The sequence below is a fragment of the Pseudoselenomonas ruminis genome, from assembly GCF_008271295.1.
GTDB lineage: Bacteria > Bacillota > Negativicutes > Selenomonadales > Selenomonadaceae > Selenomonas_A > Selenomonas_A ruminis.
The window spans coordinates 20,971-45,780 of sequence record NZ_VTOY01000006.1; the positions used below are offsets into that span (position 1 = coordinate 20,971).

Here is a 24,810-nt window from a genome sequence, read left to right on the forward strand (position 1 = left end):
TCTCATGGAATCATTCATCCCTGCACTCAATGCCATCGACTCCTTTATGTGGGGTCCCCCACTTATCACGCTGTTGGTCGGCACTGGCATTTATCTGACCTTCCGCCTGCAGCTGCTGCAGGTATTCCGCCTGCCCAAGGCACTCGGCCTCATCTTCAAAGCCAAAAATCACGGCGAAGGTGATGTCTCGAGCTTCAAGGCACTCTGCGTTGCCCTCGCCGCTACGGTCGGCACCGGCAACATCGTCGGTGTCGCCACGGCGGTCAAAGTCGGCGGCCCCGGTGCAATCTTCTGGATGTGGATGGCAGCCTTCTTCGGCATGGCTACGAAATACGCCGAAGGCCTGCTCGCCGTCAAATACCGCTCCGTCGATGAAAAGGGCGAAATCGCCGGCGGCCCGATGTTCTACATCCGCAACGGCATGGGCGAAAAGTACAAACCGCTTGCCGCTTTCTTCGCCGTTGCCACGATTCTCGTCGCTTATCTCGGCATCGGTACGTTCCCGCAGGTCAATGCGATTGTCGACAGTTTCGAAATCTCCTTCGGTGTGCCGAAACTCGCGACCGACGTCCTGCTGACGGTCCTCATCGCCGCAATCACGATTGGCGGCCTGCAGAGCATCGCTAAAGTTGCTTCCCGCGTCATCCCGTTCATGGCTGTCATGTATATCCTCATCAGCATCGGCCTCATCGCCATGCACCTCGATGCTGTTCCGGCTGCTGTCTCGCTGATTCTTGAGAGCGCCTTCACGGGCACGGCTGCTGCTGGCGGTTTTGCCGGTTCCACGATTATGATGGCCATGCAGAACGGTATCGCCCGCGGCGTATTCTCCAACGAGTCCGGTCTCGGCTCCGCACCGATTGCTGCTGCTGCCGCCAAGACCAAACACCCGGCAGAACAGGGGCTTATCTCCATGACGGGTACGTTTATCGACACCATCATCATCTGCACGATGACGGGTCTTGCCCTGGTCCTCACGGGCGTATGGCAGGGTGATGCTGCCGGTGCCGCTATGACGAGTGCTGCCTTTGCCAGCGCCTACGGCTTTGTCGGCAGCCAGCTGCTGACGATTGCCCTGGCCCTGTTCGCCTTCACGACCATCCTCGGCTGGAACTATTACGGCGAGCGCGCCTGCATTTACCTCATGGGCACGAAGGGCGTTATGCCATATCGTCTGATTTTCATCGTGCTGATTGCCTCCGGTGCCTTCCTCAAACTCGAAGCCATCTGGATTCTCGCCGATATCGTCAACGGTCTCATGGCCATCCCGAACCTCATCGCCCTGATTGCTCTCTCCGGTGTAGTCGTCGCTGAGACGAAGAGCTACCTCGCCGAAGAAGACGCAAAAAAAAATGCTGAAGAGGCCTTAAATTAATTTTCCCTTCCCATAACATATGAGCCCGCTGACAAGCCATTTGCCAGCGGGCTTTTTATCCTGCCTTTTTCTTTACATCTTTACAAACTCATCACTTCGCCATACAATAATAGGCATACACTTATGCTTAGAAAGAGGGCTTTACATGTCTGTCACATCATTACCGCTTGCCAAGAGCCGCCGGGATGTTTTCTTCGAAGGACTCCACGATGGCATCCCCATTGCACTTGGCTATTTCGTCGTTTCCTTCACGCTCGGCATCGCCGCGAGGAACGCTGGCCTTGACCCGCTCCAGGGTTTTCTCGCCAGTTTCTTCAACAACGCATCGGCCGGTGAGTATGCGGCCTTTACCGTCATAGCCAGCGACGCTCCCTATCTTGAGATGGCCCTTATCACGCTTGTAGCCAATGCCCGCTACATGCTTATGAGCTGCGTCGTCAGCCAGAAATTTTCGGCAGACACGCCGCTGCTGCAGCGCGTGTTGGTCGGCTTCGACATCACCGATGAGATTTTCGGCATTACCATTGCCCGCAAAGGGCCGCTGAATCCTTACTATAATTATGGAGCCATGGCCGTTGCCCTGCCTGGCTGGTCCATCGGCACGGCACTTGGCGTCATTGCCGGGAACCTGCTGCCGCTGCAGGCCGTAAGCGCCCTGTCCGTCGCCCTTTTTGGCATGTTTCTCTGGGTCATCATCCCGACCGCCCGCGACAACCGCATTGTAGGTCTCCTCGTCCTCGCCAGCTTCCTCATGAGCTTCGCCTGTGCCCATCTGCCAGCACTAAAAGACCTCACTGCCGGTACCCGTACCATTCTGCTGACCCTGCTGCTGGCCGGAATCGGCGCCGTATTTTTTCCCATCAAAGACCTGCCCGACGACAACAAGGAGGACGCCTGAACCATGCAGCATGATATCTACATCTACTTATTCGTAATGAGTGCCGTCACCCTGGCCATCCGCATTGTTCCGCTGACGCTCATCCGCCGTCAGATAAAGAACCGCTATCTGCGCTCATTTCTCTACTATGTTCCCTACGTCACGCTGGCGGTCATGACCTTCCCCGCCATCATGGATGCTACCCAGACGCCAATATCCGGCCTGCTCGCCCTGATTACGGGTATCGCGCTTTCCTGGTATGGGGCCAGCCTGTTCAAAGTATCGGCTGCCTGCTGCCTGATGGTTTTTTTCGTCGAACTCGTCTGCTGAGCAGCTGTTTTTACCCATCAAAAAGAGCCTTCCTTTCATAAGGAAAGCTCTTTTTTCTTGCCAGTTCTTATCCTCAAGACCAGACAAGCTTACGCAATCTGATAAACCCGGGCGTCGCAATAGTTTTTCCAGTAGCGGACCGCATCGTCATACGACAGGACATAGCGGTCTTCCATCTCACTGCGCTTCAAATTGATGTCATAATAGCATTTGGCAAATACCGATGCTTCAAGATGGGCGGATTCACGGATGATTACTTCTAATGTATCTTCGATAAAAGCTGTCTTAGATTTCCAAACTGCCTTTTCCTTCAAATTATATTTTCCGTTCTTGAATTTAAATAATTTTTCCGTTGTGTTGTTGACTGCCACAACCATTTTGCTACTCCCTCCACGTAACAGCATTAACAATAAACAAACTTTATCAATCTTCTTCTATCGCATAATAGGTCTTAGTAAGATTATACCCCATAAGTCCTAATTGCAAACTGTATTATAGCACAGTCTTTTTCAAAAAAATAGTAAGAAAACACAAAAGTAAGCACTGAATCAACATATTTTTGCTATTTTTGAAGCAATATTTTACATCTTCTCTGGCTTATCGGGGAAAAACTTCGCCAAAACCTGCGGTTCCTGCGGTTTGCCCAAATATGCCCCCAGCAGGAAAAACAGCAGGGAAACAGTAATGCCGATAGTAATCTGATGAAGTCCCATGACCTTTAAGCCCATGCCCTGGGTCAGGCAATAGGCAATCGTGCCGCCGCCCATGGACAGAATCGCCCCGAGTTTATTGGCCCGCCGCCAGAACAGTCCGAGCAGCAGCGTCCAGAAAAAGGCCGTCTCCAGGCCGCCGAAGGCAAACATGTTGATAATCCAGATAAGGCTTGGCGGCGTCAATGCAATGCAGAAAACCACAACGCCGATTACCGCCGTAACCGACATCGACAGCAGGCGCAGCCGGCCGGCCGTGGGCACCACGCCCTTTTGATGCTGATGATGCAGGTAAACATCCTTGATGATGGCCGAGGCGGCCACGATTAAGAGTCCCGAAATCGTCGAAATCGATGCCGCCAGCGGGCCGATGATGGCAAAGCCCACCAAGGCCTGCGGCATGGCCGTGACGATGGTCTTCGGTATGATGTTATCCACGCCGCCGTAACTTTGCAAACTGTCTGTCAGCACGCCATGGGCGAGGATGCCCGTGAAATTGATGCCGATATTCATGAAGCCGACAACCACCGTACCGATGAGCATCGCATGGTGAAGGCTCTTGGTATCCTTGTAGCTGATGCCGCGGACTACCGACTGCGGCAGGGCAATCGTACAGATACCCACGAGAATCCACTGCGTGAGATAAAGCCCAGCCGGCATGTGACCTGCCGACAGCGGCTCGAGCATTTCCGGGTGGTTGGCATGAATCGAGGCCATGATGCTGCCATAGCCGCCGCCAGCCTGCAGCACATAGTAGAGCAGCAGCACGATGCCAATCATCATCATGACGGCACAGCAGGTATCCGTAAGCGCTACGGCGCGGAAGCCGCCAATACTCGTATAGGCTACGACCACCAGGCCGAAGAGCAGCAGCCCCATCTCATAACTGTAACCCGTAACCGCGGCGAAAAGCTTGGCGCCGCCAACGAACTGCGCCGTCATCGTCGCGCAGAAAAACAGCACGATGATAAAGGCCGCCATGCTGGCCAAGGCGTCCGACTGAAACCGCTCACGGATGATATCCACGACCGTAACCGCATCGAACTTTCGCGACAGCATCGCCACGCGCTTGCCGAATATCCCGAGGACGAGAAAAATAGCCGTTACCTGGACGACCGCCATGTATATCCAGCCAAAGCCAATCTGCCAGGCCATGCCCGGACCGCCGACAAACGAGCTGACAGAGCTGTAGGTCGCCACAGTCGTCATAGCCAGCACAAAACCGCTGAGATCATGATTGCCGATAAAATACTGCTGCACAAAATTGCTGGCAAAACCGCGGGCCTGCACGCGCCGCACATAGATGCCAATGCCTACCATAATGCCCATAAAGGCCAATAACGGCAGTAATGCCGCTGGATTTCCATTACTCATGCTGCTTTGCCTCCTTCTCTTCATCGAGTTCCATATCCTGGAACACCAGCGAGGTCAAAAGCTTCACGAGCAGAATGGCAAAGAACCAGACGCCAACACTGGACGTCACCGCCCAAAGCGGCATTCCCAGCACCTCTCCCGGAAGGCCGGACAGGCCAAAGCCTGCCAAAAGCCAAAACAAAATCAGCACAAAAAGCGCGAGGCCAGTCCACCGTGCCTCACGCTTAATCTGCTGATATTTCTCATACTCTGACATAAGAATCCTCCTTCTGTACAGTCGCATCTTCGCATGCGTACCGTCAAACACTATACAAGTGTACCGCAGAAAAGGCCTCTTATGCAAGATTTCGTTTTATTTTATGGAGTTCAAACGGTCAGCCAGCGTCTGTGCCGATTCGTCTTCGGAATTGGTCGTCATTATTGCCTGGCTGCCCATCATGACCGTATTGCCGTTTACCGTTACGGCATTGTTGTTCTGGCCGTCATGATAGGCGCGGGCCAGATTGCCCATGACCAGATACGAACGCTCTTCCGAGCTGATATTCTCCTGGGCTGCCGGCATGACGAATTTCTTGCCGTTCACGAAGACATCGCCGTTCTTGGCCGTGACATGTTTGCCGCTGTACGCCTCGAGTTTCTTGACATAATTGTCGCGGCGGGCAGCATGGTTCGGATGATCCGACGGATTGAACCACATATTCATACCCTTCTGGGTATTATCGCCATACTCCTCGAGCATACGCTGCCAGACAGCCGCACCGGCACCGAGATTGTAGTTGGTATGCGTCATGTATTCCCAGGAAAGGTTATCGGCTTCCCACTCACGGCCCTTATCCGAATGTGCCATGCTGATATTCATGCCCATTTTGCAAATGGTATCGGTGAGCTGGTTGCCGCCCAGGGACTGGGAGGCAATCTGGGCCAGCAACTGTTTATCCGCCGACTTCAAAACACTCTTGGCCGTATGATCTTTCTGTCCATGGCCCATCTCATGGCCAACGACGAAGGCCAGCTCATCGTCACAGGAAACGCGCTCAAACGCCCCGCGGTTAACCGACATGACATGGCCCATGCCGCAGAACGCATTGAAGTTCTTATCCGGATTCAGGAAATAACGGTACGGTTTGTCATCGATGGAGGAATCCACCTGGCGGATGGCAGAGGTCATCACCTGCATCATATTCGTCAGCCGCCGATTCATAGCCGGATCGTTGTCGACACCATACTGCTGCTGGAACGAATTGAGCAAGTAGCTGCGCCCCTCATCCGTCGAATTCAGCACATCAATCTCAGAGCTGAGCTTCGACTTGGCCTCAGCATACTGCTGCCCCATTTTGGCGATTCCCTCCAGGCCGCCCAAATTCCCCAAATTTCCCAAGGAAAATGCCTCGGCCGTAGCCGGCTGCTGGGCAATCATGCTGAACCCCGTAAAGGACGTTGCCAGTACCACTGCCATCATGGTTTTTTTCGATGCTTTTTTCCAATCCATTAGAATTCCTCCATCTTTAATCCCTTTATAATAATCCTAAGCCCATTATAGCGAACTTATCCCATAGGTCAACCAAAAAATAGCAATTTTGATAAAAAAATCCCAGCCGCTGGCAAACGACTGGGACTTTAGGGGTAATGAATGAAATTTAATCGATAGCTTTAAACGCCTGGTCGAGGTCATACAGAATATCATCGATATGCTCGGTACCGATGGAGAGTCGAATCGTGGAGCGGGTGATGCCCGAAGCAGCCAGCTCCTCATCGTTCATCTGGCTGTGGGTCGTCGTTGCCGGATGGATGACGAGCGACTTCACATCGGCTACGTTAGCCAGCAGGCTGAATACCTGCAGGTGGTTGATGAATTTCTCCGCAGCTTTTTCGCCGCCGGCGATTTCAAACGTGAAGATGGAAATACCACCGTTCGGGAAGTATTTTTTGTAGAGCTCATGATCCGGATGATCGGCCTGAGCCGGATGATTTACCTTCGTGACCTTCGGATTCTTGGCCAGGTAATCCACGACTTTCAGGGCATTCTCGACATGGCGCTCAACGCGCAGCGACAGCGTCTCCGTGCCCTGCAGCAGCAGGAACGCGTTGAACGGCGAAAGCGTTGCGCCCTCATCGCGCAGGATAAGCGTGCGGACATAGGTGGCAAAGGCAGCCGCACCGACGTCTTTGGCAAAGCTGATGCCATGATAGCTTTCGTTCGGCTCAACAAACTGCGGGAATTTGCCCGAAGCAATCCAGTCAAACTTGCCGCTGTCGACGATTACGCCGCCGAGCGTCGTGCCATGGCCGCCGATGAATTTCGTTGCCGAATGAACGACGATGTCGGCACCATAATCGAACGGACGAAGCTGATACGGAGTAGCAAACGTGCTGTCAACGACCAGCGGAATGTTGTGCTTATGCGCAATGGCAGCCACAGCCTCGATATCGATGAGGTTGGCATTCGGATTGCCGATGGACTCGATATAGACAGCGCGCGTATTTTCCTTGATTGCTTCTTCAAATACCTCAATTCCTTTGGTCGGGTCAACAAACGTCGTCTCGATACCGTAGTTCGGGAAAGTATGTTCAAAGAGGTTGTACGTACCGCCGTAAATCGTCGTAGCAGCGACGATGTGCTGGCCGGAATGAACCAGTGCCTCAAGCGTATAGGTAACAGCTGCTGCACCAGATGCCAAAGCCACAGCAGCTACGCCGCCTTCCAGAGCAGCGATGCGCTTAGCAAAAACATCCTCGGTCGGATTCGTCAGACGGCCGTAAACATAACCGGCATCTTTCAGGGCAAAGCGGTCAGCGGCATGCTGGAAATCGTGGAAAACGAAAGACGTCGACTGATAAATAGGAACCGCACGGGCATCCGTCGTCGGGTCAGCCTGCTCCTGACCAACATGAAGCTGCAACGTTTCAAAATGATATTTTCTCTCTTCACTCATGATGATAACCTCTTTTCGCAATTAACATTTTCGTAAACATATCTGATTAATATGTTTACATTATATCTGTAACATTGTTAAGTGTCAATACTTTTTTGTAAAAAAATAACAGGATTTAGCCCTTTTTGTGCCAAATCCTGTTTCTCCTCATTTAACATTCGTTTTCCATTTCCAGACCCGGTCATGGATGGCGGCATCGCGGAGCGCGTCATCCATCGCCTCCCGGGCCAGCTGTGATACCTCGCCGGCGGCGGAATATTCGTCATCGAACCGCCGCGACGTCCCCTTGCGGAAAACCTCATCGCTCTGGCGGTCATACCCGACAATCTGTACAGCGGCATAGCTGTGCAGCAGCAGCCCGCGGTCCCAGCGAAAACTCATGCGCGTATACTGCTCATAGCCGGTCAGTATCGGCAGCACGACCAAGTCCGCCTGCAATTTTTCGGCCAGCGGCTTTACGATATCTTTAGCCTTGACTCGTTTTCCCGCTGCCGCGGTGATTTGTTCCCAGGCTTTCAGACACTCGCGCTCGGGAATGTATTCCACGGCCTTCAATGTGCCATTGAGCGGCACATGCAGGCTTCTGTCCACCTGTTTTTCCAGACTATCCCGCACATTCTGGGAAGGAACCATATAGCTTTCGATTTTCAGCGGCAGCTGAGCCACCCGCAAAGGAACCCGCTCAGCCGCACTGACCTGCGCTGCCCAAAGCAGCAGCACGGTCAGAGCCAGTCCAATTATCCGTCGCATAGAATCCCCTCCTTTAGCAACATGTACCGCGCATAAACGCGTTAATGAATGGCCTTTTTCTTAAACCGCCCGCCGACGATGTCATGAACGACATTTATCGTGACAAAGGCGCTCTCATCCTTTTCGAGTACGATTTCCTTGAGTTTATCTACCTCCAAGCGCGTAACGACGCAGTAGAGCACTTCCTTGCTCTCCCCCGTATAACCGCCAGCGCCATGCAACAGTGTTACGCCGCGCCCGAGGCGGTCATTGAGTGCTGACGTAATCTCCTCATGCTCATTGGTGACAATCATGACCGCATAGGATTCATCAAGGCCCTTGATGACCACATCAATCATCTTGGAAATGACGAAATAAGCGACCAGCGAATACATTGCCTTATCCCAGCCATAGAGCAGCCCCGCCGCCGACAGGATAAACAGGTTGATGAACATGACGACTTCGCCGACCGAGAAAACCGATTTCTTATCCATGATAATCGCCACGATTTCCGTGCCGTCAAGACTGCCGCCCGCGCGGATGATAAGACCAACGCCGAGGCCGTCGACAATGCCGCCGAAGATAGCCGCCAGGAACGGGTCATCGGTAACTTTCGGAAACGAGCCAAAGACAAACGACCAAAGCGAGAGCAGGCAGATAGCAATCAAGGTAGCGATAGCAAAATTCTTGCCTATCTGTTTATATCCTAAATATAGGAACGGCAAATTCAATAGTACCAGAAAGATACCCAGTGACATTCCCGTAATCGAACTCATCATGATGGAAATACCGACAACGCCACCATCGATAACCTCATTGGGAATCAGGAACAATTCCAAACCTATGGCGGCAATGATAGCACCAACTAAAATCGTCAGGTATTTCTTTATGTAAAACGATTTTGGCCGATGCTGAACTATTTTTTTCTTTTTTTCCATAGATTCACACTCCCATGTTTTTTCTTCTATTATAACCCAATTTTTCCCATTTGACTGTAAGGAAAATAACTTCCGTAACATTTCCCGGGAAAATAGCCTCCATTTTCTGACATTTGATAACCAACTTGTCGCTTTTTGTGAACTTTTATTTTTGTATAATTCGTGACTTTGGTCAACTATTATCGTTTCGTCCTGTCTTTTACCATATCACCCGATTCTTTATAATTTTTCTTGCATGGTTATTCGTGGTTTTGATTGACTTTGACAGACTTTAGTTGTATGATGTAGTAAATAAGGAGTGATAGCCAACATGCTTACGGAAGAACGCTATGCGACGATTCTCCGCATTCTCGAAGAAAAAAAGGCTGTTACCGTATTGGACCTCACCAAAGCACTCGATGCTTCGGAATCCACTGTCCGCCGTGACCTTACCGCGCTGCACAAAAGCGGCCGCCTCTATAAGGTTTACGGTGGTGCTACTTCTATCGACAACAATTACAGTTCGGCAGAAGAGGATATGAAGACCAAGCGCGACCTTTTCCCGGAAGAAAAGATTGCCATTGCCCGCAAGGCAGCCAGTCTCATTAAGCGCAAGGATTTCGTCTATATCGATGCTGGTTCTACGACGCTCCGGATGATTGACTTCATAACGGAAACCAGTGCCGTATATGTGACCAATGGCCTTCCCCATGCATCACGCTTATCGGCTAAAGGTTTCAAGGTATTCATCCTCGGCGGCGAACTCAAGGCCGTCACGGAAGCCGTTGTCGGAACAGAGGCACTCAACAACCTCCGTTCCTATAACTTCACTAAGGGCTTCTTTGGCACGAACGGTATCAGCACCAAATCCGGATTTTCGACTCCGGATTCCAGCGAGGGCATCATAAAGGGAGCGGCCCTTTCCCGCTGCACCCATGCCTTCGTTCTGGCCGACCGGTCAAAATTCAACAAGATTTCACCGATTACCTTTGCGAACATTTCCAGTGCTTCCATCATCACCGGACGCCTGGAGGATAAGAAATATCGGGACTACACTACTATCATTGAGGGGGATTTATAACTCATGATTTATACGGTTACTTTTAATCCGTCACTGGATTACATCGTCCGCATGGACAAATTCACCGCTGGTGCCATCAACCGCGTAAACTACGAACAGGTTTTAGCTGGTGGCAAGGGCATCAACGTATCCATCGTGCTCAAGAACCTCGGTCACGAGAGCACGGCCCTGGGCTTCCTCGCCGGTTTCACGGGTGAGGAAATCAAGGATCAGCTCAAGGGCTTCGGCGTAAAGAGCGACTTCGTTCAGCTCGAGAAGGGCTTCTCACGCATCAACGTCAAGGCCAAAGCAGACTGCGAGACCGAAATCAACGGTCAGGGACCGGATATCAGCGAAGCAAAACGCGAAGAACTGTTCGCCCAGCTCGACAAACTGCAGGAGGGCGACACGCTGGTACTGGCTGGCTCGATTCCCAAGACGCTGCCGGATGACATTTATCAGAAAATCATGGCCCGCCTTGACGGCAAGGGCATCCGCATCGTCGTCGATGCCGAGAAGAACCTGCTCTTAAACGTCCTGCAGTATCATCCGTTCCTCATCAAACCGAACAACCACGAACTCGGTGACATGTTCGGCGTGAAACTCACGACGGATGAAGAGATTATCACCTACGCCAAGAAACTGCAGGAAAAAGGTGCGCAGAACGTACTGATTTCCATGGCCGGCGACGGCGCTATCCTGCTGACGGCAGAAGGCAAGTCCTACAAGTGCCCGGCCCCGAAAGGCAAACTCATCAACTCCGTCGGCGCTGGCGACTCCATGGTAGCAGGTTTCATCACGGGCTACATGGAATCGGAGGGCGACTTCGAAAAAGCCTTCCACATGGGTGTTGCCACCGGTTCCGCTTCCGCTTTCAGCGAAAATCTCGCTACGCGTCCGGAAGTTGAAGCACTCCTCAAAACCATCGCATAACCATAGTTATCATAAATACTTTATACAAAGGAGAGAATATAATGCGAATTACGGATTTGCTCAAGAGCGACAGCATCCTGCTGGGTGCAGCTCCGGCTGACAAAGCCGCTGCAATCAATCAGCTGGCTGACCTCATGGAGGCCGGCGGCAACCTTTCCGACAAGGAACAGTACACGAAGGATGTATTTACCCGTGAGGCTTCGGGTACTACCGGTCTTGGTGATGGTATCGCCACGCCGCATGCCAAGAGTGCTGGCGTTAAGGCAGCTGGTCTGGCTGCTATGACGGTTCCGGCTGGCATGGACTTCGAATCCATGGACGGCAACCCGAGCCGCCTGTTCTTCATGATTGCCGCTCCGGATTCCGCGAACGATGAGCATCTGGCCATCCTGTCCAAACTCGCTACGATGATTATGGACCCGGATTTCAAAGAGGCACTGATTGCCGCTAAGACGAAGGAAGAATTCCTTAAGCTCGTCGACGACAAAGAAGACGGCAACTTCGTCGCTCCGGCTGCTGCTGAGGAAGAAGAGGCAGCTCCGGTATCCGACCACATCCAGGTCCTCGCTGTTACGGCCTGCCCGACGGGTATCGCCCACACGTTCATGGCTGCTGAGAGCCTCGAACAGCATGCAAAAAAACGCGGCATCAGCATCAAAGTTGAAACCAACGGCTCCGGCGGTGCGAAAAACGTCCTGACCGACGAGGAAATCGCTGCTGCTGACGGCATCATCGTCGCTGCCGACAAAAACGTCGCTATGGCCCGCTTCGCTGGCAAGCGCGTCGTCATCACGAAGGTTGCTGACGGCATCAACAAAGCGGACGAGCTCCTCGACCGCGCACTTTCCGGCAATGCTCCGGTATACCAGGCTAACGGCTCCGATGCAGCCGAAGGCGCTGCTGACGTCGCTGGTGAGAGCCTCGGCCGTCAGATTTACAAGCACCTCATGAACGGTGTCAGCCACATGCTGCCGTTCGTTGTTGGCGGCGGTATCCTTATCGCTCTTGCCTTCCTGCTCGATGATTACTCCATCGACCCGAAAAACTTCGGCTCCAACACGCCGGTTGCGAAATTCTTCAAAGATATCGGTGGCGCAGCCTTCGGCTTCATGCTGCCGGTTCTCGCTGGTTTCATCTCCATGTCGATTGCTGACCGCCCGGGTCTTGCTGTCGGTTTCGTCGGCGGCGCTCTGGCTGGCACGACGGGTTCCGGCTTCCTCGGCGCTCTCGTCGCTGGTTTCGTCGGCGGTTATGCTGTAAACTTCCTCAAGAAAGCCTTCAGCTGCCTGCCGGAATCCCTCGACGGCATCAAGCCGGTTCTGCTCTATCCGTTCTTCGGTATCCTAATTATCGGCGTCATCAGCATGTTCATCATCGCTCCGCCGGTCGGTGCCCTGAACACCTGGATGGTCGATACGCTCAAGAACATGGACCCGAATGCCCGCATCCTGCTCGGTATCGTCATGGGCGGTATGATGGCTGTTGACATGGGCGGCCCAATCAACAAAGCTGCTTACGTTACGGGTACTGGCCTGCTGGCTTCCGGCGAGTTCCACGTCATGGCTGCTGTCATGGCCGGTGGTATGGTTCCGCCGCTCGCTATCGCCCTCTGCACGACGTTCTTCAAGAACCGCTTCACCGAAAGCGAGCGCAAAGCTGGCGTAACGAACTACGTCATGGGCCTCTCCTTCATCACGGAGGGTGCTATCCCGTTCGCAGCTGGTGACCCGCTGCGCGTCATCCCGTCCATGGTTCTCGGTTCCGCTACGGCTGGTGCCCTGACGATGGCCTTTGACTGCACGCTGCGTGCTCCGCACGGCGGTATCTTCGTCGTTCCGACGATTGGCAACCCGGTCATGTACCTCGTGGCAATCATTGTCGGCGCTATCGTTGGCTGTGCTGTACTTTCCGTACTCAAGAAACCAATCAAAGACTAAGTAATATAAAAAATGCTCGTTGGCAAAACGCCAACGAGCATTTTTTATTGCATTAACACTTAGAAACCACCGAATAGATACATGGTACTGGTATTTTTGATATTCTGCACAATCAATCCCTGCAGCGCCGTCTGTATCGTCTTACCGGCCGCCTGGGCTGCCTCCGTATCGATATTGCCATTTAACACACCGCTCATATTGAGATGATTGAGCCAGGCGATATTCTTCGTGATTTCCGTCAGATTCTGCTGGTTGATACTGCGCTGCTGGCGCTGGACATAGTTCCGGAGGTATTTGTTGGCCTTTGTGCGGTCCGACCAGAAGCTGTCCGCCAGGGACAACTTATACTGCGCCAAATCCACCGCATCCAAGGTCTCCTTCCACTCCTGCTGCTCCTTTTTAACCTGCGCCCAGACATCCGCAAAGGATTCCTGGCCCGCGTTTGAAGCAGCACTACCGCGCTCCGCCGCAGTGCTTTTCCTGGCCGCCAGCGCCTGCAAGGACGCCAGCACATCCATACTGTTATTCACGCCCATTACGCACCATCCTTTCTCTTACCTATACTATCGAAAGAATGGAGCAAAAGCTTAATCCTCGTGGGCAGAATTTTCGATTGGTTCACGGGCATAGGGCAGCAGCTTTTTCAGGTCTGCCTGCTCAATCTCGCCTTCCATATTCACCATAATGACTTCTGGTACCTCAAACTCCGCCAGCAGCTGCAAAACGGCACCATTGGGGACAAAGGGGCGTTCAAAATCCGAAATGACCAGCACCCCGTCAAACTCGCGCTTGCCATCTGCTACGGCGCGGTACATAGCCACCTCAGCGGCCGCCACCGACAGACGGGCAACGGCGTTTTCGATGTTTACGCCGGTATAGAGCGTGCCATCGGCAGCCAGTGCACAGGCACCAACCGGATGACCGCCATACGGCACATAGGCGTTGTCCATTGCCTTCATCGCAGCACGAACCATAGAATCTACGATTTCTTCGTTTAACATAAACAATCTCTCCTTTGCTAAAATGAACCCCGTCCTGGAAGCCTTGACCAATAAGACCTGCAGAATCAGGAAATATCCACACTGTGTACGCCATCAATCTGCCGCACGGCATCGACGATGATGACGCTCTTTACTCCCTGCTTGTTGTAAACCTCGAGGTTGATATAGAGCAGCCGCTCCCCGCTCACGTCAGCCTCATCTTCATCGGCTTTGAGCTTGACACCGCGAATCCGCAGCTGCAAATCCTCGAGGCAGGAGCTTATCTTCATGACCTGGCCGGGCTTGTCCACCGTATGAATGCACAAGACAAAATTCTTCTCATGATCCACCCATTCATCGAGCCGCGACAAGCTCCCCAGCGTCACAAACACCAACGCCGTGGCCATCAGCGCCCCCGAATAAAAGCCGGCACCAACGGCGAGACCAACCCCGGCCACCACCCAAAGGCAGGCCGCTGTCGTAAGGCCCGTAACCGTCAGGCCTTCCTTCATGATAGCCCCGGCACCCAAAAAACCAATGCCGCTGACGACCTGAGCTGCCAAACGGGCAGGGTCTGCATTAGTCAGCCCCTCTACCTCCCGATAGAGCGCCTGCGAAAGGACCATGACCAGACAGGAACCGAGACATACCAGCATATTGGTCCGAAGACCTGCTGATTTGCGCCGTGACTGACGCTCGTAGCCAATAACGCCGCCGAGCACGCAAGCCAATACCAAACGGAAAAATAATTCTCCATCAGCCACCAAGCTGCTCATCTCCTTTCTTTTTAATATATCATGAATAATTTCGCCGTCTGCTTGGCAGAATCCTTCTCACAAACAAAAAGCAAACAATCTTTCGTTATCCACAAAACAATCCACACCTGTGGATAACGCCAGCGAACACAGCCTAAAAATTAACATTTCCTTCTATAATAAATAACAGCGATGTGTATATTGTGGCTAATCTCTGGACCAATTCTTGTGGATATTGTGGATAAATCCGTGGATAACCCTATATATTTGGTCATTCTTCCCCCATATTTCCATATTTTGTGTTTTTATCCCCAACATCCTGCGCTTTATTCTGTGGATAACTAAGCGGACAAAACACGGTTTACAAAATCGCTTTGTCTCGCCGTATTTTTTTTCCACTTCATAAACTTTTCCTTCTTTTTTTCATCAACATCCTATAAACTCATTGATATATGTATCATAGGAAAATTATAATTGCACATTACGAAATATCTCTTTATAATAGCTAATGTACGCATATTTCTTACGTTATTAATAGATGAGACTATCAGAAAAGAAGGTATGATTTTTGCAGAATTCTAAATATCCTCCGCGCAGATCACAGAAGAAGCGCCGCATCTGGCCATGGGTTCTTCTGTTTTTTTGTTTCGCTGCGGCAGCAATCGGCGGAGCACTGTTCGCTAACAGCAGCCTGCTCGATAAACCGATTGAACAGGCCGTCGATGACGGCCTGCTGACGGCGAAAGATAAGACGACGGTCATGATTATGGGCGTCGATGAACGCGATGGCGACGTTGGCCGCAGTGACACGCTCATGATTGCCGCCGTCGACCCTAAGCTGAAACAAGCCTCCCTGCTGTCCGTGCCACGCGATACGCGCGTTAAAATCAAGGGACATGGCTTCGACAAGGTCAACGCAGCCTATGCTTACGGCCATGAAAAACTCTCCCAGGAGACCGTGGAGAATTTGCTTGGTGTCAACATCGAACACTACGTCATCATCAACACGAAGTCGTTTTCCAAAATCATTGACGCTCTCGGCGGCATCGATATCGATGTGCCAAAGCGCATGCATTACGAAGACCCCTATGACGATGACGGCGGCCTGCTGATTGATTTCCAGCCGGGTATGCAGCACATGGATGGTGCCAAGGCCATCACCTACGTCCGCTACCGCGACGAGGAGGGCGATTTGGGCCGTATCCGCCGCCAGCAGTACTTCATCAAGGCCTGCATCGACAAGATGGTCTCGCCGGCAGTCATTCCCAAACTCCCGGGCATCATCCGCGAAGTCATGGGCTCCATCAAGACGGACCTTTCCTTCCGCCAGCTGTTGGAACTTGCCGGCACCCTCAAGGAATCCAAGAGCAATGGCCTCAAGACCGATATGGTTCCGGGCCGCCCGCTCTACATCGATGGCGTAAGCTACTGGATTCCGGACCTCAATAAGATCCGCACCACGGTTGCCGAAACCCTCGGCGTCAACATGAGCGCTAAAGTCCGTTCCCGCATGGAAGACGACATCAAGGAATACGAGCGCTCGATTCCGTCCACAGCCAAGGAAGTACCTGCCAGCGACAAATCGATTGGCAATACCAAGAGCAGCAGCTCCACCAAATCGTCCCGCCGCAGCGAACTCCGCAGCAATGAATCCGGTGGCCGCACGGAATCCACCAGCCCACGCCATGAATCAAACAGCAAACCGGAAAGCAGCCCGCCAGCAGCAGATGAACCCGCTGCTCCGAGCCGCAGTGGCACTGGTGCGACCAAGACACAATAACTTCAGATTCTTATCAATACAAAACATAGAAGCCTCCGTAAGTTAGATGGATTAATCTAACTTACGGAGGCTTTTATGAATTTATCCACGCATTTTTTACCAATTACCGTTTATCGGATTGAAATCCAGAAATTGAAACATCAGCTGTATATGGCTGAGATGGAGCGTGACCTCTTAAAAAAATAGAGAAACACACCTTGTATTTAGCCGCAAAAAAAGACCGGCAGACGAATCTACCGGCCAAAGAAATCTTATAATTTTTTATTGTCCTCTTGACGGGGAGCAGTTCAAAGACAAAAACATTCATGCGATAGCCCCTTTAGTCTGTTATTCCCTTTGTAATTTACTTTCCCTGCTTTTCGTACAGCAGCAGGAGCAATTCCTTTTGCGAAGTGGTGCCAGTTTTGCGCAGCAGGCTGGTAATGTGAAACTTGACCGTTCGCTGGCTGATGAAAAGCGCTTCGCTGATTTCGGCAATGCTTTGGCCAGAAAGAATGCAATCCAGCACCTCAGTCTCTCGCTGAGTCAGTCCGTAGCGGGTGCAGTAATTCGGGGCAGGTAACGGGAGTGTCACCTCCGCTGCGGCGGAACCAAGTTTAAAACGCAGGGCACTGCTGTAAAAAATAATGACCAGGCACCCGGCAATGGCTAATACATACAGCAACGTAAAGAACAGTTTGTCCGCATCCAGTATAAAAGCGCCGAAAACAGTGGCCACGCTGACGGTAAACATCTGCACGGAACGACCGGTTACGGCCCAGGGCTTCAGCGATGGCCGATGAGCGGCGAGATCTACAAAGGCTAGAATGATGAACAATGTAAAGAAGCCATTCATGAAATCGCCAAAATAATGGAGTGGGTAATACAAAACCTGTTCTTGTCCGATCCAGATATCCCCAATGTCCTGCGCTTTGGCAAAAAGTGCGGCCAAGGGCAGATACAGCCGGTTGCGGTCGGCAAAATAACCGGCTGCGATGGAACCTGCGCCATAGGACAGACGAGAGAATCCAAACAAATCATTAAAATTGTGATAAGCGTCCATATACAGGTCCCCAATGCCATGGAGCAGGGACAGCAGGACGACAATCAAAAGCGTCATGGGTACGGACCAGCGGAAAACGGATATATCAACACGAAGAGGCGTTTGTTCTGCAGGTTGTTCATCCGCTGGCGTTTCCAGCGGGGCAAGCTGTTCCAAGCATTTGGGCAATAACATTGCCAGAGCGCCCATGCACAGCAGCGAAGCAGTCAGAAAGCCGATCAACGAAGCGTCAAAAGCAGCATGGAAACCAGACTGCAACAGCAGGGAAAAGGCGGTCGAAAAACCGAAGAAGCGACCGGTCACGTCCGGCGCCACTTGCAGGGATATCAGATGGAAAATCAGCGCAAACACGCCCCCTGAAAGCGCCATAAAGAAGGCAAGCAGCAACAGGCGAGATTCAGCTGCCACGAATGGGAACGCCATTACGGAAAGCATGATCGTCGCCAACACCGGAAGCAGATACCGCTGCCAGCATGGAGGCCGGAGCCCGTAGCACAAGGTGCCGGAGAAAACCGCCAACATCATGCAAAGATCCGGTAACATTTCCGTACCGGGAATAATGGAAGAGAAAAAATTTTGTGGCCAGTCGATGCCAGCAAAATGGAGCGCCATGTACACTGTGGTGGCCCAGAAAAAGTACAATGCATTGGCCACGAACAAGGACACGGTGCATCTATCTGCGCCGACCATTTTGGGTAAGAGAATGGAACGCAATATCGGCGATAAAGATGTAGGAGTCACGTTCATCAAATCCTTTTATATTCAAATTATCAATCAACAAATTGGCAATTCAAATGAAAAAATAAAATGAAAATAATTTCTTGTCAAGGATAACAATCGCACATAAATATTATATGCAAAAAATTCTGTATCGGCAATAAGAAAGCAACGATCAGCAGATATAATTGCAATACTGTACGCGGGTACAGGTCGATTCTCCCCTTCTCCCCTGCTTACACGGCAAAACTGTACGAAAGGGCAAAAGGAAATTTTCCTGTCGTCATTGAATAGCGGGGTATATAAAATGGAAAAGGGGGACGTTGTCATGAACCCGGACTGTCGAATCTACTCCGTTCCATATAACGGCGTTGATCCCGAATGGTTCTTGCAGGAGGTGGCGAAACGCAAAAAACACATCGACCACGTCTATTGCGAGCTGCCGTTCAAAGAGATGATCTCTCACGTGAGATTCACCTTTGATGATAGAAAATCGGCGGGAGAAAATCCTGCCAATGTGGACGCGATGCGCGCTCTTTACCTGAAAAACTGCTTCGAGTTCCTGCGCCTTTCCAAGGGCAAGGTGCGCCGTATCTGTCCCGTCAACGCCATGTGTTATCCCTTCGCCACCGACGAAGAAGTCAAGAATTTCGTCGTCACACTGGCGCGGGCGGCAAACGAGCTTCAGATCGAAGGATTTATCCTTTCCGACTATCGGGTGGCGGCGCTCTTGCACGCGCTCTTGCCGGAGGTAGAGATACACACCTCGTGCAACGCCTACCAGTGGAACCTGCGGCAAATGGAAATCTGGCAGGAGAAATGCGGCGTCGCTGTGTTCAACCCGCCGCGGGAAATCCTGCGCACGCCGACGAGGCTGAAAGAGATGCACGACGCGGGCTTCAAGCTGAAATGCCTGGTAAACGAGGCTTGCCTGATGGGATGCCCGAATTCCTTCAATCATAATTTGTCGATTGCCATGGGGCGGCGTCCGGTGCTCCTGAGCTGCTGTCAAAACGGCATCGCGGACCTGTTCCGCGCCAATTGGATCTTGCCTCGCTGGCAGAAGCACTACGACGACGTTGTAGACATTTACAAAATCGCGGGACGAAACGCTGCGGGCGATTACCCGTTCAAGACCATCGACGCGTATCTTGCGGAGGATGACAGCCTGCCGCTGGCGGAGCTGATGATTTCCGGTACGTTAATGTTCGCTTCGTACATGCTGCCTGGGGAAATCCTGCGAAAAATAACCATCGACAAGGTGCCGGACAAGCTGCTGACCTGCGAGTGCAGGGAATGCGAGCGTTGCGGTCTTTGCGAAAAGATCCTGTCGGAGCTGATTCCGAAGGAATATCGGGAATCGTTCCGGTTCAAGGTCAAGGTGACATAGTATCAGGTATCATCAAAAATCTACTATAAACGGCTAGAGCCAAGGGAGGCAGAAAGTATGACAAAGTTTGGCAAGAAGCATCAAAAACAGTTGGCAAAGCTCGTGGCTGCGGCACTGATATGCGCGGGAGGAGGACTGTTTAGCCCGCCGTCTGTAGCGTCGGCATCGGAAGTCACGGTCACGAATGTAACCGCGCAGGGGACTGGGTTTGCGGTAACTTCAACCCCGGCCGAAGGGATGTCAGGGAGTGGCTCCTTTTTTTATCCAACAAGCGCCAATGTCTTGAATATCACGGGCACATTCAATGCCACCACCTCCTTATTATATGGTGGTATACGTTTTTTCGGCGGCTATAGCGCGGACGGAACGGTCAGTGGAAAAACCGTCAATATCAACGGAACGGATATAGCCGTTCACAGCATTGCAGGCGGATTTGTGGCGAATGGTGTCAGCGTGACGGGAAATCATGTCAATTTTCTCGGCGGGACGACTGGGGCGCAGAATATCTACGGCGGTTTCGGGCCGGGTAATGGTTCGAAGGTGTCGGACAATCATGTCACGATTGCCGAAGGCAGCACCGTAAAATATGGCGATGGCAACTATGGTACCGCTATCGTGGGCGGCGCTGGAAACGGGGACATAGACGCCAATACGGTGACCATCAGCGGCACACTCACCAGCGCGGATAAGAGTAATTCCAACTATCTCCATATCCTGGGCGGCGATACATATGGCGACGGAACGAACGCGACAGGCAATAGCGTGACAATCTCGGGCGCCACCCTTAATACGGGGGCGATTGATGGCCTGGTGATTATAGGCGGCGCCGCAAAGAATAGCATTGACGACCTCACAGGGGACATTTTGACCACCAGCGGCAACGCCACAGGCAACAATGTCACCATCAGCGGCAACAGCACGTTTGGGGAGGGCTCTTGGGAGATTTACGGCGGTAAATCTGATTCCGGAACCGCCAATGACAACACGGTGGAAATTTCCGGCGGCACGATTAAAGGTAGAATCTATGGCGGCTCGGGCAGCACCGAGGCCAGCGGCAACACCGTGACGATTTCAGGCGTTGCAAATCTTGCTGCGACGACTATGATTTACGGCGGTATGGCCATGAATGGCGAAGCGAACGATAACACCGTCAATATCTTGACGGCAATCAACGTCGATCACATTTTAGGCGGCGAAGGCGCAACAAGCACAGGCAATACGCTGAATATCGCTGCAACGGGGGTAACAGTGGGAGACGACGGCGTCGTGGGCTTCCAGAACATGAACTTCTTCCTGCCGGAAGGATCGGCGGGCCAAACGATGCTGACCGTCAACGCGAAAGATGCGTATGGGAACGGCACGGCCACCGACCTCAAAGGCGTGACAATCGGCGCAGCGGTGCAGGCGGGGGCGAATTTCAACAAAGGCGACACCGTGAACCTGATCACGAACCCCAGCGGCCTGACCACCGACGGGACGACGACCATGAAGCAGATCACGGACGAGACGGTCACCATCCAGACGACGCCGACGGCAAAGACCCTGACGACGGACCAGTCCTATAAACTGGAGGTCTCCCAAAAGGACGAGAACACGATCGTTGCCACAGTTACGGACAAAGAAGAAAAGCAGAACAGCGATCGTGCCAAATCCCTTGTGGAGACCCGGGCGGCGACTACGACTTTCGTCAACGCGGGCGCCGATATGCTGGCTTCCCAGGGCTTCATGCAGGCGGCCAACGCCGTTGCCCTCGACGCGGCGGAAGCCGCGAAGAACGGAACGGGCGCGCAGAATGTCGGCGGCTTCACCCCCTTTGCGGCTATTGGTGGCTCCAGCATGCGGGCGGAAAGCGGCTCCTATGTCAATACGAAAGGCTTCGGGCTGAACGTCGGCTTCGCACGGGAGCTTCCGAACGCACAAGGCAAGCTGCTCTTCGGCCCTGTCATCGAATACGGTGGTGGCAGCTATGACAGCCACCTCGACGACGGCACCCGGGGAGAAGGCAAGGCGCATTACGTTGGTGTCGGCGTCATGGCGCGGCAGGTGAACAACGATGGCTTCTATTATGAGGGCAGCCTTCGGGGCGGCCGCGTGACCTCGGACTACAAGGGAGACCTTGACAGTATCGGCAGGGTGGACTACGACAGTTCGTCCAACTATTTCGCGGCACACCTTGGCGTAGGCAAAGCCTTCGCTCTCGGGAACGGGAACACCCTCGACGGCTACTGCAAATATTTCTACAGCCATCAGGCGGGAGATGACACAACCGTCCACATCGCGGGCATGGCCGACGAGCGCGGGCACTTCGACACGGTGGACAGCCATCGCATTCGCATTGGCGCAAGGCTCACCCACAAGGTCAACGAGCGTAACAGTTACTACGGCGGACTTGCCTATCAGTACGAGTTCAAAGGCGATGCCCGTGCGACCTTCAGCGGCAACGGCGTACCGAGTCCCAGTATCAAAGGCAGCAGCGGCATGCTGGAACTGGGGTGGCAGGTGAAGCCGGGCGAAGGCCCGCTGCATCTCGACCTCGGCGTGACGGGCTGGGCCGGAAAACAGCGTGGCGGCAACGTGCAGCTCGGCGCGACCTGGACGTTCTGACATGTAAATGGGAGAGCAAACAATAAAAAAAGCTGTTGCATGAGTGAGAAATCACTCTGATATGCTCCCCCTATGAGAGACAGTAAAAAATAAAACTGTCATCATAGGGGGAGTTTTCTATGCCAAATCGACAGAAAATATCAGTAGAAGAAAAAGTAGAATTTCATGCCGATACGCCCAATGAGAAGTGGTTGACTGATGTCACAGAATTCAAGTGGTATGAGGGGCCTGTGGTACAAAACAGAGAACGACCCAAAGTATGTCCCGTGTAGCCCATTGCATTGACAACGGACCTATGGAAGGATTCTGGGGCATCCTAAAGCGAGAGATGTACTACGGCAAACGATTTACCAGCAAACAGAATCTAATAGACTCGATTGAAAACTACATTCAAACTGTAATTTCACAGCCCTTTTTTTAGTCATAAAAAAAAACTATCCCCTTATGAAAAATCAATATTGGAAAAAAAAATCAAGGCTACTATAATTTATTCTGTAAAAATAACAATCAATTTCACTAAATTCCCCTAGAATAGAAAGGACGATTCCTTTATGGATAATATTAACGAACAGGCTTTGGCCTTACATAAAAAACATCAGGGAAAGCTCGAAGTAACGAGCAAAGTTGCCCTGAATCGTGCCGAGGATTTAACCTTGGCTTATTCTCCCGGCGTCGCTGCTCCCTGTCTTGAGATTCGCGATAACCCACAGAAAATCTACGATTATACCACGAAAGGCAATATGGTTGCCGTCGTGACCAACGGCACGGCGGTTTTGGGTCTCGGCAATATCGGCGCTGGTGCCGGTCTCCCCGTCATGGAAGGCAAGGCCGTCCTATTCAAAGGCTTTGCCGGCGTTGATGCCGTCCCCATCTGCCTGGATACCCAGGACCCCATGGAAGTGATCAAAGCCGTCCAGCTCATTGCACCGACCTTTGGCGGCATCAACCTCGAGGACATCAAAGCCCCGCAGTGCTTTGACATCGAAAAAGAACTGCGCAAGACACTGGATATCCCGGTCTTCCACGACGATCAGCACGGCACGGCCATTGTCGTCGTTTCGGCACTCATCAATGCCTTCAAGCTCATCGGCAAAACCTTTGCCGATGCCAAATTCGTCGTCAATGGTGCCGGTGCTGCCGGCCAGGCCATTACACGCCTTATTTACAGCGCTGGCGGCCGCAATATCATCCTCTGTGATTCCCGCGGCGCCATCTACGCCGGCCGGCCGAACGGCATGAATCCCTATAAGGAGGACATTGCCAAAATCACCAACCCTCAGAACGAGGCGGGCCCGCTCGAGTCCGTCATCCGCAAGGCTGACGTATTCATCGGCGTCTCCGTCGCTGGCTGTGTCACACAGGACATGGTGCGCACCATGAACCCCAATGCCATCGTCATGGGCATGGCAAACCCCGAACCGGAAATCCTGCCGAATCTTGCCAAAGAAGCCGGTGCCCGCATCGTCTGCACGGGCCGCAGCGATTATCCGAATCAGGTCAACAACCTCCTGGCCTTCCCAGGCATCTTCCGCGGCGCCCTCGACGTGCGCGCCAGCGAAATCAACGAGACGATGAAAGTCGCTGCCGCCAAGGCCATTGCCGACCTCATCCAGCCGAATCAGCTTGATGAAGATCACGTCATCACGAGCCCGTTCAACCCGGAAGTAGCACCGGCCGTTGCCGCCGCCGTGGCCCATGCCGCCCGCCAAACCGGCGTCGCCCGCAACCGCGACATGACGCCAGCCATGGTTGCCGAGCACACGCGTCAGCTGCTGGCGAAATAACCTCATAAAACGGCGTATGCCGGAAGCCAATGCTTCCAGCATACGCCGTTTTTGTATTCTCTCGCGATTAAATCTTGAACTTGCCCACGGCTTCCTGCATCTTGCCGGCCAACGTGGAAAGCGCCTGCGAAGCAGCTGCAATCTCTTCATTCGAGGCCGATTGTTCCTCCGTCGCCGAGGAAATCGTCTGCGTATTATTCGCCGTCTTGTTGCTGACACTATCAATAGCATCAACAGCCGTGACAATCTGCTCTGCTCCTGCCGAAACCTTGCTGACCGCATCATTGATTTGTGCCATCTGCTGGTTGATGTCATCGACCTTCGTCATGATATCCTCGAACTGCTCGCCGACATCGCGAATGGCTTTCGTGCCCTGCGTCACTTCATTCGTGCCATTCTGCATCGACTCGACAGCCTGAGCCGTATCACTTTGAATCGACGAAATGCGCGCTTTTATCTGTTCAGCTGACTCCTGCGACTCAGCCGCCAGCTTCCTTACCTCTTCGGCAACGACCGCAAAGCCACGGCCCTGCTCGCCAGCCCGGGCTGCCTCAATCGCTGCATTGAGCGACAACAGGTTCGT

24 protein-coding genes and 1 pseudogene are annotated in these 24,810 nt (G+C 52.7%); 12 read left to right on the forward strand and 13 right to left on the reverse strand.

From position 1 onward, the window contains the following. Positions 1-4 precede the first annotated feature (4 nt). Entirely contained in the window at positions 5-1,375 is a 1,371-nt protein-coding gene (locus tag FZ040_RS08380; protein WP_149171576.1) for an alanine/glycine:cation symporter family protein, read from the forward strand. Positions 1,376-1,520: 145 nt separating this feature from the next. Beyond that, positions 1,521-1,949, forward strand: a pseudogene (locus FZ040_RS14350) (AzlC family ABC transporter permease); the annotation flags it as partial. A gap of 207 nt (positions 1,950-2,156) precedes the next feature. Here FZ040_RS14350 and FZ040_RS14355 read toward each other — a convergent pair. Then, positions 2,157-2,285: a hypothetical protein gene (locus FZ040_RS14355; RefSeq protein ID WP_369407140.1), complete on the reverse strand. Its 129-nt coding sequence runs from the start codon at positions 2,283-2,285 to the stop codon at positions 2,157-2,159. Here FZ040_RS14355 and FZ040_RS08390 point away from each other — a divergent pair. After that, positions 2,277-2,582 (forward strand): AzlD domain-containing protein, encoded by a 306-nt coding sequence (locus FZ040_RS08390; protein ID WP_149171578.1) that lies wholly within the window; start codon positions 2,277-2,279, stop codon positions 2,580-2,582. The two genes, FZ040_RS14355 and FZ040_RS08390, sit on opposite strands and share 9 nt — an antisense overlap. Before the next feature lie 89 nt (positions 2,583-2,671). Here the strand turns inward: FZ040_RS08390 and FZ040_RS08395 are convergent, their stop codons facing one another. From FZ040_RS08395 to FZ040_RS08425, 7 genes are all read right to left on the reverse strand, one after another. Beyond that, entirely contained in the window at positions 2,672-2,959 is a 288-nt protein-coding gene (locus FZ040_RS08395; RefSeq protein WP_149171579.1) for a hypothetical protein, read from the reverse strand. A 204-nt stretch (positions 2,960-3,163) separates the two neighbouring features. Continuing rightward, positions 3,164-4,666 carry a sodium/pantothenate symporter gene (panF, locus tag FZ040_RS08400; protein WP_149171580.1) on the reverse strand — a complete coding sequence of 501 codons (1,503 nt, stop codon included), beginning with the start codon at positions 4,664-4,666 and terminating at the stop codon, positions 3,164-3,166. Further along, entirely contained in the window at positions 4,659-4,922 is a 264-nt protein-coding gene (locus tag FZ040_RS08405) for a YhdT family protein (protein ID WP_149171581.1), read from the reverse strand. The genes panF and FZ040_RS08405 overlap by 8 nt, the downstream gene beginning before the upstream one ends. Before the next feature lie 96 nt (positions 4,923-5,018). After that, complete coding sequence (locus FZ040_RS08410) at positions 5,019-6,155, reverse strand: M48 family metallopeptidase (RefSeq protein WP_149171582.1); 1,137 nt, start codon at positions 6,153-6,155, stop codon at positions 5,019-5,021. Positions 6,156-6,303: 148 nt separating this feature from the next. After that, positions 6,304-7,599 (reverse strand): O-acetylhomoserine aminocarboxypropyltransferase/cysteine synthase family protein, encoded by a 1,296-nt coding sequence (locus tag FZ040_RS08415; RefSeq protein ID WP_149171583.1) that lies wholly within the window; start codon positions 7,597-7,599, stop codon positions 6,304-6,306. Positions 7,600-7,746: 147 nt separating this feature from the next. Continuing rightward, entirely contained in the window at positions 7,747-8,349 is a 603-nt protein-coding gene (locus tag FZ040_RS08420; RefSeq protein ID WP_149171584.1) for a hypothetical protein, read from the reverse strand. A gap of 41 nt (positions 8,350-8,390) precedes the next feature. Next, positions 8,391-9,266, reverse strand: coding sequence for a YitT family protein (locus tag FZ040_RS08425; RefSeq protein ID WP_149171585.1), 876 nt, complete (start codon positions 9,264-9,266; stop codon positions 8,391-8,393). 310 nt (positions 9,267-9,576) lie between these two features. Between FZ040_RS08425 and FZ040_RS08430 the strand changes: the two genes are divergently transcribed. Genes FZ040_RS08430 through FZ040_RS08440 form a run of 3 tightly spaced genes read left to right on the forward strand, consistent with a single transcriptional unit; the run spans position 9,577 to position 13,175 of the window. Then, positions 9,577-10,326, forward strand: coding sequence for a DeoR/GlpR family DNA-binding transcription regulator (locus FZ040_RS08430; RefSeq protein WP_033171136.1), 750 nt, complete (start codon positions 9,577-9,579; stop codon positions 10,324-10,326). A 3-nt stretch (positions 10,327-10,329) separates the two neighbouring features. Then, a complete protein-coding gene (pfkB, locus tag FZ040_RS08435; protein ID WP_033171137.1) occupies positions 10,330-11,238 on the forward strand; it encodes a 1-phosphofructokinase in 909 nt (302 codons plus the stop codon). A 41-nt stretch (positions 11,239-11,279) separates the two neighbouring features. Continuing rightward, positions 11,280-13,175 (forward strand): PTS fructose transporter subunit IIABC, encoded by a 1,896-nt coding sequence (locus FZ040_RS08440; protein ID WP_149171586.1) that lies wholly within the window; start codon positions 11,280-11,282, stop codon positions 13,173-13,175. 59 nt (positions 13,176-13,234) lie between these two features. Here FZ040_RS08440 and FZ040_RS08445 read toward each other — a convergent pair whose 3' ends face one another. The 3 genes from FZ040_RS08445 to FZ040_RS08455 are packed head-to-tail and all read right to left on the reverse strand — an operon-like array spanning position 13,235 to position 14,922. Then, positions 13,235-13,711 (reverse strand): hypothetical protein, encoded by a 477-nt coding sequence (locus tag FZ040_RS08445; RefSeq protein WP_149171587.1) that lies wholly within the window; start codon positions 13,709-13,711, stop codon positions 13,235-13,237. A 51-nt stretch (positions 13,712-13,762) separates the two neighbouring features. Further along, entirely contained in the window at positions 13,763-14,227 is a 465-nt protein-coding gene (locus FZ040_RS08450; RefSeq protein WP_149171588.1) for a cytidine deaminase, read from the reverse strand. 14 nt (positions 14,228-14,241) lie between these two features. Then, positions 14,242-14,922: an MgtC/SapB family protein gene (locus FZ040_RS08455; protein WP_439653915.1), complete on the reverse strand. Its 681-nt coding sequence runs from the start codon at positions 14,920-14,922 to the stop codon at positions 14,242-14,244. A gap of 556 nt (positions 14,923-15,478) precedes the next feature. Here FZ040_RS08455 and FZ040_RS08460 point away from each other — a divergent pair. Next, a complete protein-coding gene (locus tag FZ040_RS08460; protein ID WP_149171589.1) occupies positions 15,479-16,690 on the forward strand; it encodes an LCP family protein in 1,212 nt (403 codons plus the stop codon). 343 nt (positions 16,691-17,033) lie between these two features. Here FZ040_RS08460 and FZ040_RS14125 read toward each other — a convergent pair whose 3' ends face one another. Beyond that, a complete protein-coding gene (locus FZ040_RS14125; RefSeq protein WP_222930954.1) occupies positions 17,034-18,182 on the reverse strand; it encodes a helix-turn-helix transcriptional regulator in 1,149 nt (382 codons plus the stop codon). Positions 18,183-18,231: 49 nt separating this feature from the next. Between FZ040_RS14125 and FZ040_RS08470 the strand changes: the two genes are divergently transcribed. The 5 genes from FZ040_RS08470 to FZ040_RS08490 all read left to right on the forward strand — a co-directional run bounded on the left by FZ040_RS08470 (position 18,232) and on the right by FZ040_RS08490 (position 24,227). Beyond that, a complete protein-coding gene (locus FZ040_RS08470) occupies positions 18,232-18,543 on the forward strand; it encodes a hypothetical protein (RefSeq protein WP_149171590.1) in 312 nt (103 codons plus the stop codon). A 192-nt stretch (positions 18,544-18,735) separates the two neighbouring features. Further along, positions 18,736-19,839, forward strand: a complete 1,104-nt coding sequence (locus FZ040_RS08475) for a U32 family peptidase (RefSeq protein ID WP_149171591.1) — start codon at positions 18,736-18,738, stop codon at positions 19,837-19,839. A 57-nt stretch (positions 19,840-19,896) separates the two neighbouring features. Beyond that, the gene (locus tag FZ040_RS08480) at positions 19,897-22,443 is read left to right on the forward strand and encodes an autotransporter outer membrane beta-barrel domain-containing protein (RefSeq protein WP_149171592.1); all 2,547 of its coding nucleotides are present in this window, start codon (positions 19,897-19,899) and stop codon (positions 22,441-22,443) included. A 295-nt stretch (positions 22,444-22,738) separates the two neighbouring features. Beyond that, complete coding sequence (locus FZ040_RS14360) at positions 22,739-22,864, forward strand: IS3 family transposase (protein WP_439653916.1); 126 nt, start codon at positions 22,739-22,741, stop codon at positions 22,862-22,864. A 130-nt stretch (positions 22,865-22,994) separates the two neighbouring features. Then, positions 22,995-24,227 (forward strand): NAD(P)-dependent malic enzyme, encoded by a 1,233-nt coding sequence (locus FZ040_RS08490; protein ID WP_149171593.1) that lies wholly within the window; start codon positions 22,995-22,997, stop codon positions 24,225-24,227. 67 nt (positions 24,228-24,294) lie between these two features. Here the strand turns inward: FZ040_RS08490 and FZ040_RS14245 are convergent, their stop codons facing one another. After that, a complete protein-coding gene (locus tag FZ040_RS14245; RefSeq protein WP_255448813.1) occupies positions 24,295-24,801 on the reverse strand; it encodes a methyl-accepting chemotaxis protein in 507 nt (168 codons plus the stop codon). Between the last annotated feature and the right edge of the window lie 9 nt (positions 24,802-24,810).